The sequence below is a fragment of the Stenotrophomonas sp. Steno-Z4 genome, assembly GCF_056393145.1.
The window spans coordinates 235603-248660 of sequence record NZ_JBWJPC010000006.1 but is presented as its reverse complement, the minus strand read 5'-3'; the positions used below and the strand labels follow the sequence as shown (position 1 = coordinate 248660).

The following is a 13058-nucleotide window of genomic DNA, read 5'->3' as shown; positions in this document are numbered from 1 at the left end:
GGAACACAGGAACGCTGAAGCGATCGACAAAGACTTAGGATTTACGTCCGGGTCTCTGCTCATCACGTTAAGCACCCGATTCGCCACAGCTAAGACCCGCGACGTCTTTTCCAAGCTCGCTGATTTTTGGCTAAGCCAAAAGGCCATCGGTTTGAACTCACGAGAAACGCTCATCAGCCCACCATCGCAGAATCCATGGTTTTAAATAAGGCGCCAATCGCTGTAGTGAGTCGCGCCCCATGCAGCTCAGGCCCCATGCCAGTAGTATTCACGTCAAGCGAGTCGCGGAAGGCAGACCACGTTTGCACATTCGCACCTTCCGGCCCAACGTGAATCATTTGTGCGGTCCCGATAGACTTATGGTGCAGTTGATTTAACTCCAGCTTGTGACTACCTGCTATAACCTCACGACGCACGTTGTATTGAACCGCAACATCTTCCGAGGATGGCGGCGCGCCGAACTCAAACGGCAACGAGCGCTTAAGCGCTGCTAGCGCCGCCGCCGGGGACGAACAACGCTCAACTCTAGCGACCACCAAGCCTATTCTTTGCAGCTTTTCCAGATAGTCTGCGGATTTTTGAACAATAGGTAGCGCAATCGCTGAGACCTCGCCGTACGACTGCGTCACCGGAAAGGGGCCGGAACTGTCTTGCAACGGCTGGGCAATGAAGTGGATATCGCACCGAATCGGATTAAGAACAAAACGAATCTGCAGCTGCCCTTCCGTTATTGTCGCGATTGTGACCCCGGCCGTCTTCTGACGTTCTGTAGAGTCTGGCAACGCGCCGGTTGCCGCCTCACACAGCTTCTCCACGTCATATGAGTTCCCTTGGCTAAAGAACATTGCGACCTGAAATCCGTCCAGACTCTTAGTCATTCCCTTTCCCCGCTCCTAAGTGCATCGCTATCGCCAAACACTCATTGTACGACAGAGATCCCGCTTGGAAGTTCTAGCCCAAGATGAATAAAAACACAACGGGGCTGACCGCTACGCTGGGATTTCCTGAATCCTTCGGGCTCGCAGCGAACCCAAGTTGTTGATTTACCTAGTCTACGTCGCCGGCGTCTGCGCGCAGCCGGCCGCTTCCAGCATGGGGTGCTGCTCCGCACATGGCCTGCTTATCAGCCCTGTGACCTCGCGACGGCGCGATTCACCGCCCCGGCCCCTGACCACTCGTCGCTCGGCGTCGGGCGCGCTTCCAGAGGTGTTGAGCGCCCGAGGGCCGGGCCACCTTGTGGAGTCCAAAAGAGCTGCCGACCTGTCGATATTAGAGGGTCTTGGATCCGGCAAAGCCGCTAGGCGGACCAGCTGTAAGAGTGAAAATGTCAAAAGGCAACGGCAGATGAATGCCGCAGAGTTACCGCATCATGAAAGGCTTACGGATGCGCAGGTGCTTCATGCGCTGGTCGACTTCCGCGCGCAGCCGCACCTGGTGCCGCTCGGCCCAGAGTTCGGCCCCGAGCTTCCCCTGTTCGTAGCTGCTGCAGTCGCGGTGCTTCCGGAGGTTCCAGTCATCTCGCTGGTTGTTCAGGCTGATCCACCAGGTGCCATCGTTTATGCGCCGGTGCAGGCGTAGCACCTCGGTGCTGTCCAGCAGCAGGGAGTTGGGCTGGTCGAAGGTTGCGGTGCCGACGGAGTGCCAGCGGAAATCGGGCGGAAGCATGGCGCGGAATCCTACGGGTCCGGCTCTCAAATCCTGCGACCCCTGCGGCCGGGCCTCACAGAGGCGAGCTGAAATCGGGGATCTCAATCCCCAGAAGGGGATCGACGAGCTGCATGACTCGGTCAATGCCAGTAGGAACCTGAAACATATCGACCTCCGTCCGATGCCCCAGGCCGCGCCAATCGCTGACGATCGCGATGCGGAGGTCTTCAGGTTCCACCGGAAGCCAATGCAGGGGCCGCGATGGGAATCGCCTGAGCCCGGTCTTGCTCCGACCTAGCTCCACCATGTCGGTGTGACTTCGGGCGGTGATGATTCGGCTGTAGACGACCTTTACCGCTTCTTCGGGCCCCTCCAAGTACTGAAGGAATCGGTTCCCGTCGGTCAGGAGCACCCCCGTGACGTCCATGATCAGGTTGTTCGCTGCGGCATTCCGGGCGAGTTGGCCCACCTGATCGAGGCTCAGACCGGTAGCGGCCCAGCTGCTATAGGCAATGGCATGTATCAGCATTCCGCCCTCCCCCTGTTCTAACTTCCCCAGCCAGCATTCCCCACCCCGTCCGCGCCTCGCTCACCAGCGGCCTACAATCTCGCGTAGCGACGTGGCAAGCCTTCGTCCGCAACCCCCTTGATCGCGATCTTCTCCGCCTCTTCGAGGGCTGCTCTACAGGAAAGAAACGGAGGCAACCTCACCTCGAACTCTCTGGAGCTCTCAATCTTTACCGAAAGCAGCCGCCATTGCGTCGGACCGCCTCTCCAGATGTTGGCCGTGTAGGACTTCCCCGAAACCGACAACGTGACACTGTGAAAAGACTCAGGCGACTGCTCTGTTGCCATTTCGATTTCCGAAACTACTCCCGGCCTGAGTCTGCATTGCAGAGGCCGCTGCAACAAGAGCCTAAAGCTTAAGCGCTCAGCTTGATCTCTGCCTGGCACCTGATAGTCCAACCCGGATATGCAGGTAGCGGCCCCCGCCGCATTTCCTCGACCCTCTTGGGCAACTCTGGCTATCGGCCTTCAGCTCCTGCTGCGCCTGCAACCTACCCAAGTTGAAAGGTCTTCAAGTCGACTGCTTGGCGGAGCGACCGACTTGAGACCTATCAGGTCACCTGCAATATCCGGGTCCTTCCATCATGGAAACCCCACCCATGAAGGGTGAGCGTCTCCCCCGTTGTCGGCCAAAAATGTGCACCTGCGGGTGTGAAGTCTCTGCGAATCTACCCGGGACAGGAGAGATGAGGCGCGGCAAGCTCAGCGAGGTGATCGATGCCCTTTTTAGCGGCTCGACTCCCCGGCTTCCCCCGAGGCACGAGGCTAGTCCAGTCGCTGAAAGCGGCCTCATTGAATCTAGCTTTATCGGTCGGGAGCCAGCGCATAGCCCAATACGGCATGCGGCGTTCCCCTACGCGACTGCGGGCAAGCTCGATCACGTCCGTGTGGAAGCGAGAAGCCAGGATGCGGGAATAGACGACGGCGATCCCGCTGTCCGGCCCTTCGATGTACTGAAGGAAGCGTGATCCATCAAAGAGCAGCAGACCGGAGACGCCGGCTAGGCGGTTGTGCAAAGACGCCGCTTGGACAAGTTGGTCCAATTCCGAAGTGCTCAGGCGTGGCACCGCCAGGCTTGCATAAGCGACTGCTTGAAGCGACATGCGAGACCCCTATTCTCTCATCCATTTTTTTGGGCGGGGGCGGGAGGCCCAGTATATGCCTGACTTGGCAACGTTTGAAGGGCGCAATCTTGTGCAAGGCCCGCGTTACCCGGTTCCGCCAGCCGGCCAAAGAGCAGGTCTGTGCTCACCGGCCTCGACACCCGCCAAGATCCTTTGCGCACAAAGGTCGAAGGCATCCTGGGCCGCCTGCAGATAGCTGCTTCCCAAGCCGGCCGCGTCCAGCCGCGCCATGATCCCGCCCCTCATCTCTTCGAGCCTACTTTGCAGCAGTTCCCCAGCGGTCTGAAGCCCTTGGTAGCGCACGGCCTCGACGGCCGTGTCGATGGCGGCCTCTGTCACGACGATCATCCCGATCATCCGCGCCAAGTGGGTGGGTGTGTCAGTGGACAAGTGCCGGCCTTGAGCCTGATGAACAGGTTCAGATCCTACTGCTAAAGACTCCAGTGCGCATCACAGGACGAAGAACAGACGCCAAGGCGACTTCGCTCTCACCGTGAGTGAACTCAGAAACAGGCCTACTCGGCTGGCACCTCCGCGTTCTACACAGGACCAACCAATGCCGTATACCGGCCTTTTCCTAATCAAGCACGTATCGGCCAATTTCAAATTTACTCGCGGGCCCCTATCCGAAGTGACATCCGTGACAGCCATGTGCCTTAACTGCGAGCACATCGTTGAGGCGAATCACACACCGGACCTCGAGATTCTCAACGGCGGCGTCATTCTCTACTGCAGCGAGTGCGGCACCCGTCAGGTCATCACCAACGCCCACTTTGAGGAGTTCCTGGCGCGCACCGAAGGGGACAACTGCCAAGCGCGCTGGCTAATCCCCGGCCGGTCATCCGGCACCGACTGACATTCGCCTCGGCGAAATGCGAATGCTTCTCCAACAGGCGATGCCCGTTCTCCGGCAGTAATCTGGTGTTGTTCGCAACAACTCACATGGAGAGCGTTATGCGCGAAGTGCTGATCACTGCCATCCTTCCCCTCGCCGCCGGCACCGCCGCGGCTGCCGATACGGGCCTCATCCACGGGCGCACGGTGGACCTGTACGAAGAACAGTCCAAATCAGGCGAGAGCCTGGACGCATTCGTGGTGCGGATCGCGCCGCGCGCCGTTGACGCATCGAAGGCCGCCCGGGCTACCGTCTGCGGGCAGGTGGAGGGCAGCGGCCCCTACCTGGTCAAGGTGAAGACCGACGGCTTCTTGAGCACCTGCGACCTGCCGAAGACCGCGCTGCCCTACGTTCTGGTGAACGGCACCGCCGTCGACGTGCGGGAAAACCACTTCTCGCAGGTCAACTGGCAGCGCCCCGGCTACCTCGTCACGCCTTGGTCGGTGAAGTACCAGGACGGCCGGCAGAAGCGTCCGCGCACCGTGCGCTAGTAGTTCCGCAAGTCCAGCACCTGAGCGAGCAAGTTGCGGTTACCCATCAAGCCGGTGGCCGGGGGCGTTCCTTGGCCTTCCTGCGTGCTTGCGGCCAACTGGATCAGACCGACGCTCACAGTGCCATTCGTGTTCGTCCGGATGCCGGCAACATAGCCAGCTCGTTGGATAAACCAGAACCCCGGGGTAGTCGAACCGCCGACTACCGTCGTGTAGAAGCCTGAATTACTGATTGCAACCGCATAGCCCGAGGTCAGTGGTATCGCGACGTCCACGGATCCGGTGCCAGCGTCCATGTTGATCATCTGCAATATTCGCATGTACTTGTAACGCGAATCGAACAGCACCCTGCCGTTCGCCGAATTTCGAAAACGCATGCCCTTGGTGGTGTTGAAGGCCATCTGCGCGACGTCGGTCGTGTCGAATATCCAGTAGTCGACCGTGGCTCCGGGAACGCTTGTAACCAGCGTCCAAGTGAAGGCGGCCCCCGATTGCGTTTTCGACAGAATGCCGACGAAAGAGCCATTGGACCTGACCGCAAGAATCGGCTCGTTGCACCCGCCGACAGTAATCGTTCCGCGCCCGGTCGAGCCGTTGACAGGACACACCACGGAACCCAACGTTTTCATCGCCAGGCATTCCCATGTCGGATCGATCTGAATCAACGAGCCATCTTCCGGCCTGATCCGCACGCCCGCGACCATACTCAGTACCTCCCGTAAACGAGGACGCCACCGCGCTGATATAGCGGATTCGGCGACACATATTGCCAGCTGATCCTATTGGCGCCGTCGTAGGTGAAGATCGGTGACGTGTTGTAATCCGGCTGCGAGGTGTCAGCATTGAACCAGAACGTCGCCGGGTTGTTCCCCATCACCGGAACGTCTACGAATCCGCTCACACCTGGCGAAAGCGTTACACGACCGATGATCTTCGGAAGCCTGGACGTTACATCGACGAGAATGGCCCCAGTATTGGGATCGCGCTGTCGGATTCCACGGGCCATTACAGAAGCTCCCCGAACTCGCAGATCGCGATGGTGCCCGCCGGGTTCCAGAAGCGAATTGCCTGGTCCGAAAGGTCCATGAAGCCGCTGCCGGCGCTTGCCCCTCGCATTGTCAGCGTGCCGTTTTTGTCGAGCTTCCAGCGTGGCAGCCCGCCTGCACCCACTGCCGTGGACTGGATGACGTCGCCGATCATCGCGTTTTGGATCCAGCCAGTGCCGATGAGCGCCTGGCTGATGAAGGTCTGGCCACCTTGGATCACGAAGGGCGACGTGACGTTGCCGTTGACGACGTTGATCACCGCGAACCGGTCGGCCTGGAAAAGCGCTTGGGACTGGTAGCTGCCGTCCGGCTGCTGTTCAACGCCGAGACCCATGCCGGAAACGTAGATTTGCCCACCCGATGCGACCTGCGCTCGAATCGTGTATGTGGCGCTCACCTTTCCATTGAGCGTAACGACCGCTTGGGAAACCTGCGACACAGAGGCAGTCGTCTGCTGCAGGTCCGAGTTGGTCTGCTGCAGGCTTGCCTGGACAGTGGTGATGTTCTGGGCTAGTGCGGAGTCACCGGTCACGCGAGCGAGCGATTCCTGCTGCACCGTAGCGCTGAGGCCCGACAGGCCGGCGTTGACCTGGTCCACGCGCTTGGCTTGAGCAAGGTCGCCGGAAGCAATCACCGACTGGATGGTGATCGTCCCTGCATAGATGTCCGCATCGCCTGCGCCCCAGTCCGTGTCGCCAGCAGCATTGACATCGAGCTGGACAAACAGGCCGTCAAGCTTCTGGCCCTGCGCGGTCACCTGGCCATCGATGTTGGTGATATCCAGCTCTATCTGGTCTACCCGCCCGACCAACGCGCCGGCTTCGCTGATCGCAACACCGACGTCCAGCCAGCTCGTGCCCGGGGGTTCCTCGTTCCCCGGCTCGGCCCCCTGCCAAGACCATATTTTTCCTTCGTGGATGACTGTCTGGCCGGGCTGGTACGTTGCGTCGGGGTCCCACACAAGCGGCACTATCTGATCGATCGAGTCGATTTTCTCAAGAAGATCTTGGCCTAGCGCGCTCTCCGAGATCTTCCCGGAGAAGTACTCGTCGTACTCGGTCTGGTCGGTACTGGCCTCCCCCATCACGCCCGCGCCAGCGGGATACCATGGCCCCACGTTGCCGCTCCGGTCGACCAACCGGCCCCAGAAATAGAACCGCGCTCCGGCTGCAAGCCCGTTGATCTGGTGCCGATTCTGGGGGTAGGCGAAGTCGCCCAGCTTGACGGTTGCCGGTCCCTCCCGATCTGGCGTAGGCCCGTACCAGATCTCCGTGCGCTGTGTATCCGTCGCACCCGCCGGGAACGCCCAACTCAACGCGATAGCAAACACCTGGCTTGCGGTCGTCAGGGAGCTCAGCGCCGGCGGCGGATCGGTCTTGCCCTGGATCGTCGTCAGCGCGCTCATGGCCGGCATGGAAACGGCATTCAAGGCGTTGATTGCTCGCACTCTAGCCAAATACGCGCCGGCGTAGATCCCGCGCACTTCCACGCTGCTGGTCGACACCCGCTCGGTCCGCACCCAGTTCAGGTCGTCCCTGCGCCACTCGACGTCGTAGGCGATGGCCTTATCTGCCGCGTCCCACGCGATGGTAAGTACCGGGGTTGCAATGCCCTGATCGATGACCACATGCGACGTCAGGACGACGTTGGTCGGTGGCGGCTGGACGCTCGGAGGCACGATGCTGATCGGCGGCTGCTCCAGGCGCGTGCCGTCATCGATTGCCGCGAACTTGCCTGGAACATGCTTGAGGGCCGTGATCCGGTAGGTGAGCCCTTCCTCGCCGTTGACGGGATTCTCGGCGACCCCGAGGACGCGGAACTGCTGCAGCGCAAGCTCAGAACTTTCCACCGCCCAGATCGACTGCGCCACCGGAACTGTGGAGAAAGGAGCGGTGGCCGTGATCGTGGACCCATTCACGGCTTCTACGGTGCGCGCTTCCGTGCGGCCTGTGGGTAGTGTCACGCGCAGGGTGTCGCCAGGTGAAACGCCCTCGGTCATCTTGTCGACCACGACGGTGTCTGCACCTGCGCTCCGGATGCGCCCGGCGTTGCGGCGGCCGGCTCGGTTGGGGTCCGCAATCTGGATGATGTCTCCGGGCATGCAGATCAGAGCATCCAGCCCCACGCCGAAGGACACCGTTTCCGTCTCCAAATTCTCGGTATAGAGGATGTGGTTCCCGATGCGTACCGCCTGCGACCGAGAATGGCAGCCCAAGGCGGTGACTTCGGTCTGCTGGATGCCGTAGCGCTGAATACCGGGCAGGTACGGAACTGGTTCAACCTTCTGCCGACCGAAGTCGTCCGGATCCGTCCAAGACACCAGCGCGACGGTGTGCCGCATCTTCCTGGTGCTTCCCTCGTAGACGAATCGGCCGCCTACCACGTTCGCCTGGGAGAAGGTTGCGACCGGATCCGCAGGCATGTCCGCCGATGCCATGACCTGCCCCGCTGCGTAGAAGCTGATGCCACGGAAGATCGAGGCCATGTCCTGAAGCACGCGGTAGGCGTCGGATCGCGTCTGCAAGTACAGGCTGCAGGTGAAGCGCGGCTCCTGCCCGCCCTGCCCGTCGCTCACCAGCTGGTCGCAGTACTGGGCAATCTGGTAAAGCCGCCACTTGTTCACCCAGTCCAGCGGGATCCGGTTACCGAGACCGAATCGGTCGTTGGTCACGATGTCGAAAAACGGCCATACGGGGTTGTTGGTCCACGCGGACTTGAACGTGCCGTCCCAAGCCCCGTTGGTGGTGCCGGGCCCGGTTGTGGCGTAGACGCGCGTCAGGGGGTCGTAGTTGGCCGGGACGCGGACAATTCGACCCCAGATTCGATATGAGCGCGTTGGGACGTTCTGGAACTGACTCGCATCCACCTCAATGGCGGCCAGCGCGCAGTTGGGATAGCGCAGCTTGGCGTCGATGACCTCGGTTAGCGAGAGCACGTTGACCCGGTCGGTAATCAGGCCACTGCTTGAGTCCGGGGTTAGCCGTCGAACACGGATCTGCCACTGCAAGCCGGCAGGAAGGTCCACGCGGTGGCTTCGCTCGTACTGGGTTGTCGTCTTGCCGCTGAAGGCGTTGGTCAGGACCGTGCCGTAGGGTCCGCCGTCGGTGGAAAGGTCGATGGCGTAGCTGACCGTGTAACCGTTGGTATCCCCGTTCTCGCTGTTAATCTGCTGCAGAGCGGGCAACCCGAAGCGCACTCGGAGGGCAGACAGCTCTGAGCCGGTAGCGCCGCGCACGACCGGACTGTCGCTCCGCAGCTCCACGTTGACTGGCTGCTCGTTCTCAACGGACGGGAAGCCCGCGATATGCTCCTGGTCCTGCGTGCCGGACCGGGTCTCTACTCGGACGCCCTCAAAGTTGAAGCTGCCATCGGCGTTCTGGATTGGCACCTGGTCGAGGTAGATCGATTGGTTCCCGGCGACCAAGCCACGAATCTCACCCTCACTGACTAAGTCCAGGATCCGGGCACGCGCTATCGAGTGAAGGCTGTCGGGAGACTCGACAGGGGTGCGCGCCCCGCCGCCGCTCTTCCCGCCAGCACCCACCAGATCTTGGCCAGCCCTGATCAGCGCCAGCTCGGTCCCGGGATGCTGGTACACGACCGGAAGGTTCATAGCTGGTCCTCGGCCAAGATGCCGCCACTGATCACGGCCGAGCCGACCATCATTCCCTTCTCGTCATCACCGCCGTAGGCAAGCGGCACGGGGTTGCCTTGTGCCTGCGTGTTGACCGTGCCGTTCATGCTGTAGCTCGGCCGGTTCTCGACGCTGTCCTGCGCGCCCAATCCTTTTGGCTGCGGCGAGAGCATCTGCACTACGCCGCCCACGACGAGGCTCACACCAAGCTGCGTGGCCGGCTGGAAGCCGGTGTAGACGCCTACGACGATCAGCACGATGCCCAGGACCGTCTGCAAGATTCCGCCGCGCTTCGAGCCGACCAAAACGGGGGCGATGCGGATGTCTTCTTTGCCAGGCGGATCTTTGAGCTGGTCCTCGGACAGGTTCTTCTTGCCCACGAACACCGCGAACTGGATCCCCTTGGCCTTCGCCTCCCGCATGAACGTCCTAAAGCCAGGCACCATCACGCTCAGCGCATAGGCCGCCTCGCGTGGGCTATTCACTGCCAAACGGAACTCTCGCCCGAAGCGGGAGCCCAAGACGCCATACAGGCGAACGGTGCGCAGCTGCTCAGTCATGGCGAACCTCGCGGTGGCGCACGATGTACCGGGTACGCTCGGCCCACATGCCGCCATAAGGCACGCGCTCGGACAGCCGGCCGTCCATGTGGTGCAGCATCTGGCCGTCGCCGAGATAGATGCCGGCGTGGTTGGGGACAGGCGACCGGATCTCCATCAGGATCATGTCGCCCCGCAGGGGGTCGCCGGTAACCGGCTGGAAGCCTTCTGCCTTCAGCCGCTCGATGCTGTAAAGGTCCTGGCCCTTCTCCCACCATCTGTCCTCCCGGTCGTACCGCCCCAGGCGGATGCCAAGGTTCCAGGCATAGAAGTCCTCGACCAAGCTGTAGCAGTCGAGAACACCATGGGCGAACTGACGACCCACCAGCGGGGCGAGATAGCCGCAGGGCCGGATGGTCTGCAGGTCGTGGCACTCCGGCTCCGAGCCGACCACCTGGCCCACGCTTACGATGTGCCAGGTCAGGCCGCTGCCCTCGCACATCACGCGGTCTGCATCGGACGGCGTTGCCGCAGCGTTCGGGTGGCTGTGCACCAGCGCCAGGACTTCTCCGAGATCTTCCGCTGCCGCGTAGTCCTCACCGGGCAGCCGGAAGTGCTCGCTCGCGTTCTCCGCCGCGTTGCGGCAGGCGACGTACAGCTCGCCTTCCTCTGTGGCTACGACAAGTCCGCAGCACTCGCGCGGATATTCGGCGATGGCGTGTGCCTGAATCGCCTGAAGGGTCGTCTGTTCCATTGCTTCGCCCATAGAAAAGGCCCGCACATGGCGGGCCTCGGGTGATAGGTGGCGGTGGCCGGAGCTGATCCCGGCATTGAAGGACTCCCGGTTCCTTCATGACGCTGCGGTCAGTAACGCATCAGCCTGCGTATTCACCACCGTGGGAAATCGTACTACGTGCGCAGAAGACCGGCCGCTGGGAACCCGCCATAGGGCAGCGGGTTGTTCTCGCCGAAACGAAGCTTGCAGCTCTTCAGCCGTCCGCCGCACTGATCGCGCGACGGATCAACCGTTGGATTGTCGTCTGCATCGGCCACGGCCGGGCCGTTGTACCCGCAGTACGGCCCGCGATAGCCGCCGCGGATGATCCAGCCGCAGTTACCTGCGACGATCTGACGGCCGGGAAGCTGCTCACCGTTGAGGTCGATTGCCGTCGTCAGCTCGAACTCGACGGTTTCGAAGTCCTCGGACGCTTTGCGCTCGATGAACCAGATCTCGTCCTGGAAGTGCTCGTTGGGGTCGGCGGTCGGGTTGCCATCGGCGAAGTTGGCCGAGTCCAGGTACTTCACCAGTGTCTGCCGGCGGATGATCCTCGCACCCACCAGGTCATCGAACATCAGGCACAACGCACCGATGCGGCCATCGACGTTGCCAACCCGGAGCCGAGGACTCGGCGGCTGGTCACTGGTGCGCTCGAAGCCGGTGGCCTCGATCGGCCAGGCCCCGTATTCCTGGCCCTGCCACCAGATCACCCCGGACTGCAGGTGCTGGTGAAAGAAAAGTTGGTCGGCGCCGAAGCTGCTTGCGTCGAGCTCATACACGGTGATGCGCCCACCCGGTTCGAGCTGTTGTGCGTCTGCGGTGATCATTCCAGGGGCACACCAGCCTCAACGCCAAGGGGCAGCTCGACCTGCGCGGGCCAGGCGTACTGCTCGGGCTGCGGGAGAATTTCCCTGACCTGTTCCCACGTTTCGATGCCGTCAGGCGGAGCCACGACCAGCGTTTCGAGAGCTTGATTGATGTCGTCGCGCCACTCGATCATGGCCATGGCCTCGGCCCGATAGCGCGACACAGTGCTGTTGGCGTAGCTGCAGCAGCTCTCCACTGAGTCATATCGCCGTTCCTGCACGTAAGCCGTCATCCATTTCCATGCAGCCTCCCGGATTGCTGCGTAGTGCTGGGGGCTGTGCAGCTCGTAGGGAGGCGGAGCCGGGGCGGGCGCGTTGGTCAGCAGCCACTCTTCGGGCCAGTCCCGGTGCCCGCGTGGGATCCACGCATTGGTCTCCACACAGAATAGGATGTCGGGGTCACTGGTCTCTCGATACATGTTAGAACTCCGCGTCAGCTGTGTAGTGGAACGAACCGCCATACTGGCCCGACCCATTCGTGTAGGTCACCTGAAATCCCGTCAAACCCGTGGCGGAAACACCGTTGATCGCGACTGCCGTACCGCTTGCCTGCGATACAGCGTTTGCTTGACCGTTTTCCGATGCGTACACCGCGATGCTCGGCGTCTGCCGCTTCGGAACCATGAAGCCTACAGATAGCGAATTCGCCGCATTGCGCGGATTGATGCCGATGAATTCTCCACGACGCCCAAAGGCGGATGCAGCGCCAGGGTAGATGCTGCCGTCATAGCTCTTTTCATAGAAACGCATGCAACGCGCCAGTTCGTCGGCGTATGGCACGTAGTCGAAGTCACTGGCAATTCCACCTTCTTCAAGCTGCACACCAGTTATGAAATAGGTGCCAGGGCTGTTGAAATCGAAAATCACCTGCAACGCGTTATTGCCACCTGCAACTTTCCCTACCACGCTGGGAATTTGGAAATCGAGAGTGTAGCGATACCAACCGGTCGTCATTGCCACAACGCCGCCACCGGCAGCTCCAACATTTGCACTTCCACCTGATCCGAACACCTGCGTGATGCGAGCGCCGAGCGCCAACCCCGCAAAGTTGCCGCGTGCCCAGAACGACAGCTTCGCAGTTTTGCCCGCAAGCGTGTTTACCAGTTCGATGGGCTGACGCATGTTTACGCCGCCACCGACAGCGCTAACACCGACAGCCATTGCCAGAGGGAACTGATCGACCTCGCCCAGGCTCAAGGAAGCGCGCGACACGTTCACACTCACACCTGCCCCGGCGTTGAAAACCCAGCGGTCAGCCGTATACATAGCGCCGTTGGAAGGAAGCGAGAACGAAATCTGCCGCTGCCAGATGAGCATGGATCCGTTGATCAGCCTGTTCTTACCCGACCGCCGGCTCTGCAGGTCGTAGAGGTCAGCGAAGTTTTCGTTGACTTTGCCGAAAGCCACTACCGCAGGGTCGCCGATATACGCTCCATTGTTTGTAGTTGTGTCGATTACTTGGCGTGCCATT

The 13058-nt window shown here is 61.3% G+C and carries 15 protein-coding genes; 2 read left to right on the top strand and 13 right to left on the bottom strand.

What is annotated here, in order from left to right; genetic code table 11:
* Positions 1 to 173: 173 nt before the first annotated feature.
* The 5 genes from AC06E7_RS15555 to AC06E7_RS15535 form a co-directional block, all read right to left on the bottom strand.
* A complete protein-coding gene (locus AC06E7_RS15555; RefSeq protein ID WP_478065270.1) occupies positions 174 to 878 on the bottom strand; it encodes a hypothetical protein in 705 nt (234 codons plus the stop codon).
* Between the two features lie 481 nt (positions 879 to 1359).
* Positions 1360 to 1665, bottom strand: coding sequence for a hypothetical protein (locus AC06E7_RS15550; protein ID WP_478065269.1), 306 nt, complete (start codon positions 1663 to 1665; stop codon positions 1360 to 1362).
* Positions 1666 to 1720: 55 nt separating this feature from the next.
* Positions 1721 to 2176, bottom strand: a complete 456-nt coding sequence (locus AC06E7_RS15545) for a BLUF domain-containing protein (RefSeq protein ID WP_478065268.1) — start codon at positions 2174 to 2176, stop codon at positions 1721 to 1723.
* 706 nt (positions 2177 to 2882) lie between these two features.
* Positions 2883 to 3317 carry a BLUF domain-containing protein gene (locus AC06E7_RS15540; protein ID WP_478065267.1) on the bottom strand — a complete coding sequence of 145 codons (435 nt, stop codon included), beginning with the start codon at positions 3315 to 3317 and terminating at the stop codon, positions 2883 to 2885.
* A 105-nt stretch (positions 3318 to 3422) separates the two neighbouring features.
* Positions 3423 to 3686, bottom strand: coding sequence for a hypothetical protein (locus tag AC06E7_RS15535; protein ID WP_478065266.1), 264 nt, complete (start codon positions 3684 to 3686; stop codon positions 3423 to 3425).
* Between the two features lie 208 nt (positions 3687 to 3894).
* Here AC06E7_RS15535 and AC06E7_RS15530 point away from each other — a divergent pair, with 208 nt between their 5' ends.
* Both AC06E7_RS15530 and AC06E7_RS15525 read left to right on the top strand, forming a co-directional pair.
* Positions 3895 to 4194, top strand: coding sequence for a hypothetical protein (locus AC06E7_RS15530; protein WP_478065265.1), 300 nt, complete (start codon positions 3895 to 3897; stop codon positions 4192 to 4194).
* A 98-nt stretch (positions 4195 to 4292) separates the two neighbouring features.
* Entirely contained in the window at positions 4293 to 4724 is a 432-nt protein-coding gene (locus AC06E7_RS15525; RefSeq protein WP_478065264.1) for a hypothetical protein, read from the top strand.
* Here the strand turns inward: AC06E7_RS15525 and AC06E7_RS15520 are convergent.
* The 8 genes from AC06E7_RS15520 to AC06E7_RS15485 all read right to left on the bottom strand — a co-directional run bounded on the left by AC06E7_RS15520 (position 4721) and on the right by AC06E7_RS15485 (position 13057).
* On the bottom strand, positions 4721 to 5428 hold the full coding sequence (locus AC06E7_RS15520; protein ID WP_478065263.1) for a hypothetical protein: 708 nt from the start codon (positions 5426 to 5428) through the stop codon (positions 4721 to 4723). The genes AC06E7_RS15525 and AC06E7_RS15520 overlap by 4 nt on opposite strands.
* A gap of 2 nt (positions 5429 to 5430) precedes the next feature.
* Positions 5431 to 5730 carry a hypothetical protein gene (locus AC06E7_RS15515; protein ID WP_478065262.1) on the bottom strand — a complete coding sequence of 100 codons (300 nt, stop codon included), beginning with the start codon at positions 5728 to 5730 and terminating at the stop codon, positions 5431 to 5433.
* On the bottom strand, positions 5730 to 9383 hold the full coding sequence (locus AC06E7_RS15510; RefSeq protein WP_478065261.1) for a TipJ family phage tail tip protein: 3654 nt from the start codon (positions 9381 to 9383) through the stop codon (positions 5730 to 5732). The genes AC06E7_RS15515 and AC06E7_RS15510 overlap by 1 nt, the downstream gene beginning before the upstream one ends.
* On the bottom strand, positions 9380 to 9964 hold the full coding sequence (locus AC06E7_RS15505; RefSeq protein WP_478065260.1) for a tail assembly protein: 585 nt from the start codon (positions 9962 to 9964) through the stop codon (positions 9380 to 9382). The genes AC06E7_RS15510 and AC06E7_RS15505 overlap by 4 nt, the downstream gene beginning before the upstream one ends.
* Positions 9957 to 10697, bottom strand: coding sequence for a C40 family peptidase (locus tag AC06E7_RS15500; RefSeq protein ID WP_478065259.1), 741 nt, complete (start codon positions 10695 to 10697; stop codon positions 9957 to 9959). The genes AC06E7_RS15505 and AC06E7_RS15500 overlap by 8 nt, the downstream gene beginning before the upstream one ends.
* A gap of 155 nt (positions 10698 to 10852) precedes the next feature.
* The gene (locus AC06E7_RS15495) at positions 10853 to 11548 is read right to left on the bottom strand and encodes a phage minor tail protein L (protein ID WP_478065258.1); all 696 of its coding nucleotides are present in this window, start codon (positions 11546 to 11548) and stop codon (positions 10853 to 10855) included.
* A complete protein-coding gene (locus AC06E7_RS15490; RefSeq protein ID WP_478065257.1) occupies positions 11545 to 12006 on the bottom strand; it encodes a hypothetical protein in 462 nt (153 codons plus the stop codon). Before AC06E7_RS15490 ends, AC06E7_RS15495 begins: the two co-directional genes overlap by 4 nt.
* Before the next feature lies 1 nt (position 12007).
* Positions 12008 to 13057 carry a hypothetical protein gene (locus AC06E7_RS15485; protein ID WP_478065256.1) on the bottom strand — a complete coding sequence of 350 codons (1050 nt, stop codon included), beginning with the start codon at positions 13055 to 13057 and terminating at the stop codon, positions 12008 to 12010.
* Position 13058: the final 1 nt, after the last annotated feature.

Excerpts from the sequence above, each read along its gene's own strand:
- AC06E7_RS15505 (WP_478065260.1), bottom strand. The coding sequence starts at position 9,964 with ATGACTGAGCAGCTGCGCACCGTTCGCCTGTATGGCGTCTTGGGCTCC.
- AC06E7_RS15485 (WP_478065256.1), bottom strand. The coding sequence starts at position 13,057 with ATGGCACGCCAAGTAATCGACACAACTACAAACAATGGAGCGTATATC.
- AC06E7_RS15490 (WP_478065257.1), bottom strand. The coding sequence starts at position 12,006 with ATGTATCGAGAGACCAGTGACCCCGACATCCTATTCTGTGTGGAGACC.
- AC06E7_RS15525 (WP_478065264.1), top strand. The coding sequence starts at position 4,293 with ATGCGCGAAGTGCTGATCACTGCCATCCTTCCCCTCGCCGCCGGCACC.
- AC06E7_RS15495 (WP_478065258.1), bottom strand. The coding sequence starts at position 11,548 with ATGATCACCGCAGACGCACAACAGCTCGAACCGGGTGGGCGCATCACC.
- AC06E7_RS15515 (WP_478065262.1), bottom strand. The coding sequence starts at position 5,730 with ATGGCCCGTGGAATCCGACAGCGCGATCCCAATACTGGGGCCATTCTC.
- AC06E7_RS15550 (WP_478065269.1), bottom strand. The coding sequence starts at position 1,665 with ATGCTTCCGCCCGATTTCCGCTGGCACTCCGTCGGCACCGCAACCTTC.
- AC06E7_RS15520 (WP_478065263.1), bottom strand. The coding sequence starts at position 5,428 with ATGGTCGCGGGCGTGCGGATCAGGCCGGAAGATGGCTCGTTGATTCAG.
- AC06E7_RS15545 (WP_478065268.1), bottom strand. The coding sequence starts at position 2,176 with ATGCTGATACATGCCATTGCCTATAGCAGCTGGGCCGCTACCGGTCTG.
- AC06E7_RS15540 (WP_478065267.1), bottom strand. The coding sequence starts at position 3,317 with ATGTCGCTTCAAGCAGTCGCTTATGCAAGCCTGGCGGTGCCACGCCTG.
- AC06E7_RS15530 (WP_478065265.1), top strand. The coding sequence starts at position 3,895 with ATGCCGTATACCGGCCTTTTCCTAATCAAGCACGTATCGGCCAATTTC.
- AC06E7_RS15535 (WP_478065266.1), bottom strand. The coding sequence starts at position 3,686 with ATGATCGTCGTGACAGAGGCCGCCATCGACACGGCCGTCGAGGCCGTG.
- AC06E7_RS15510 (WP_478065261.1), bottom strand. The coding sequence starts at position 9,383 with ATGAACCTTCCGGTCGTGTACCAGCATCCCGGGACCGAGCTGGCGCTG.
- AC06E7_RS15500 (WP_478065259.1), bottom strand. The coding sequence starts at position 10,697 with ATGGAACAGACGACCCTTCAGGCGATTCAGGCACACGCCATCGCCGAA.
- AC06E7_RS15555 (WP_478065270.1), bottom strand. The coding sequence starts at position 878 with ATGACTAAGAGTCTGGACGGATTTCAGGTCGCAATGTTCTTTAGCCAA.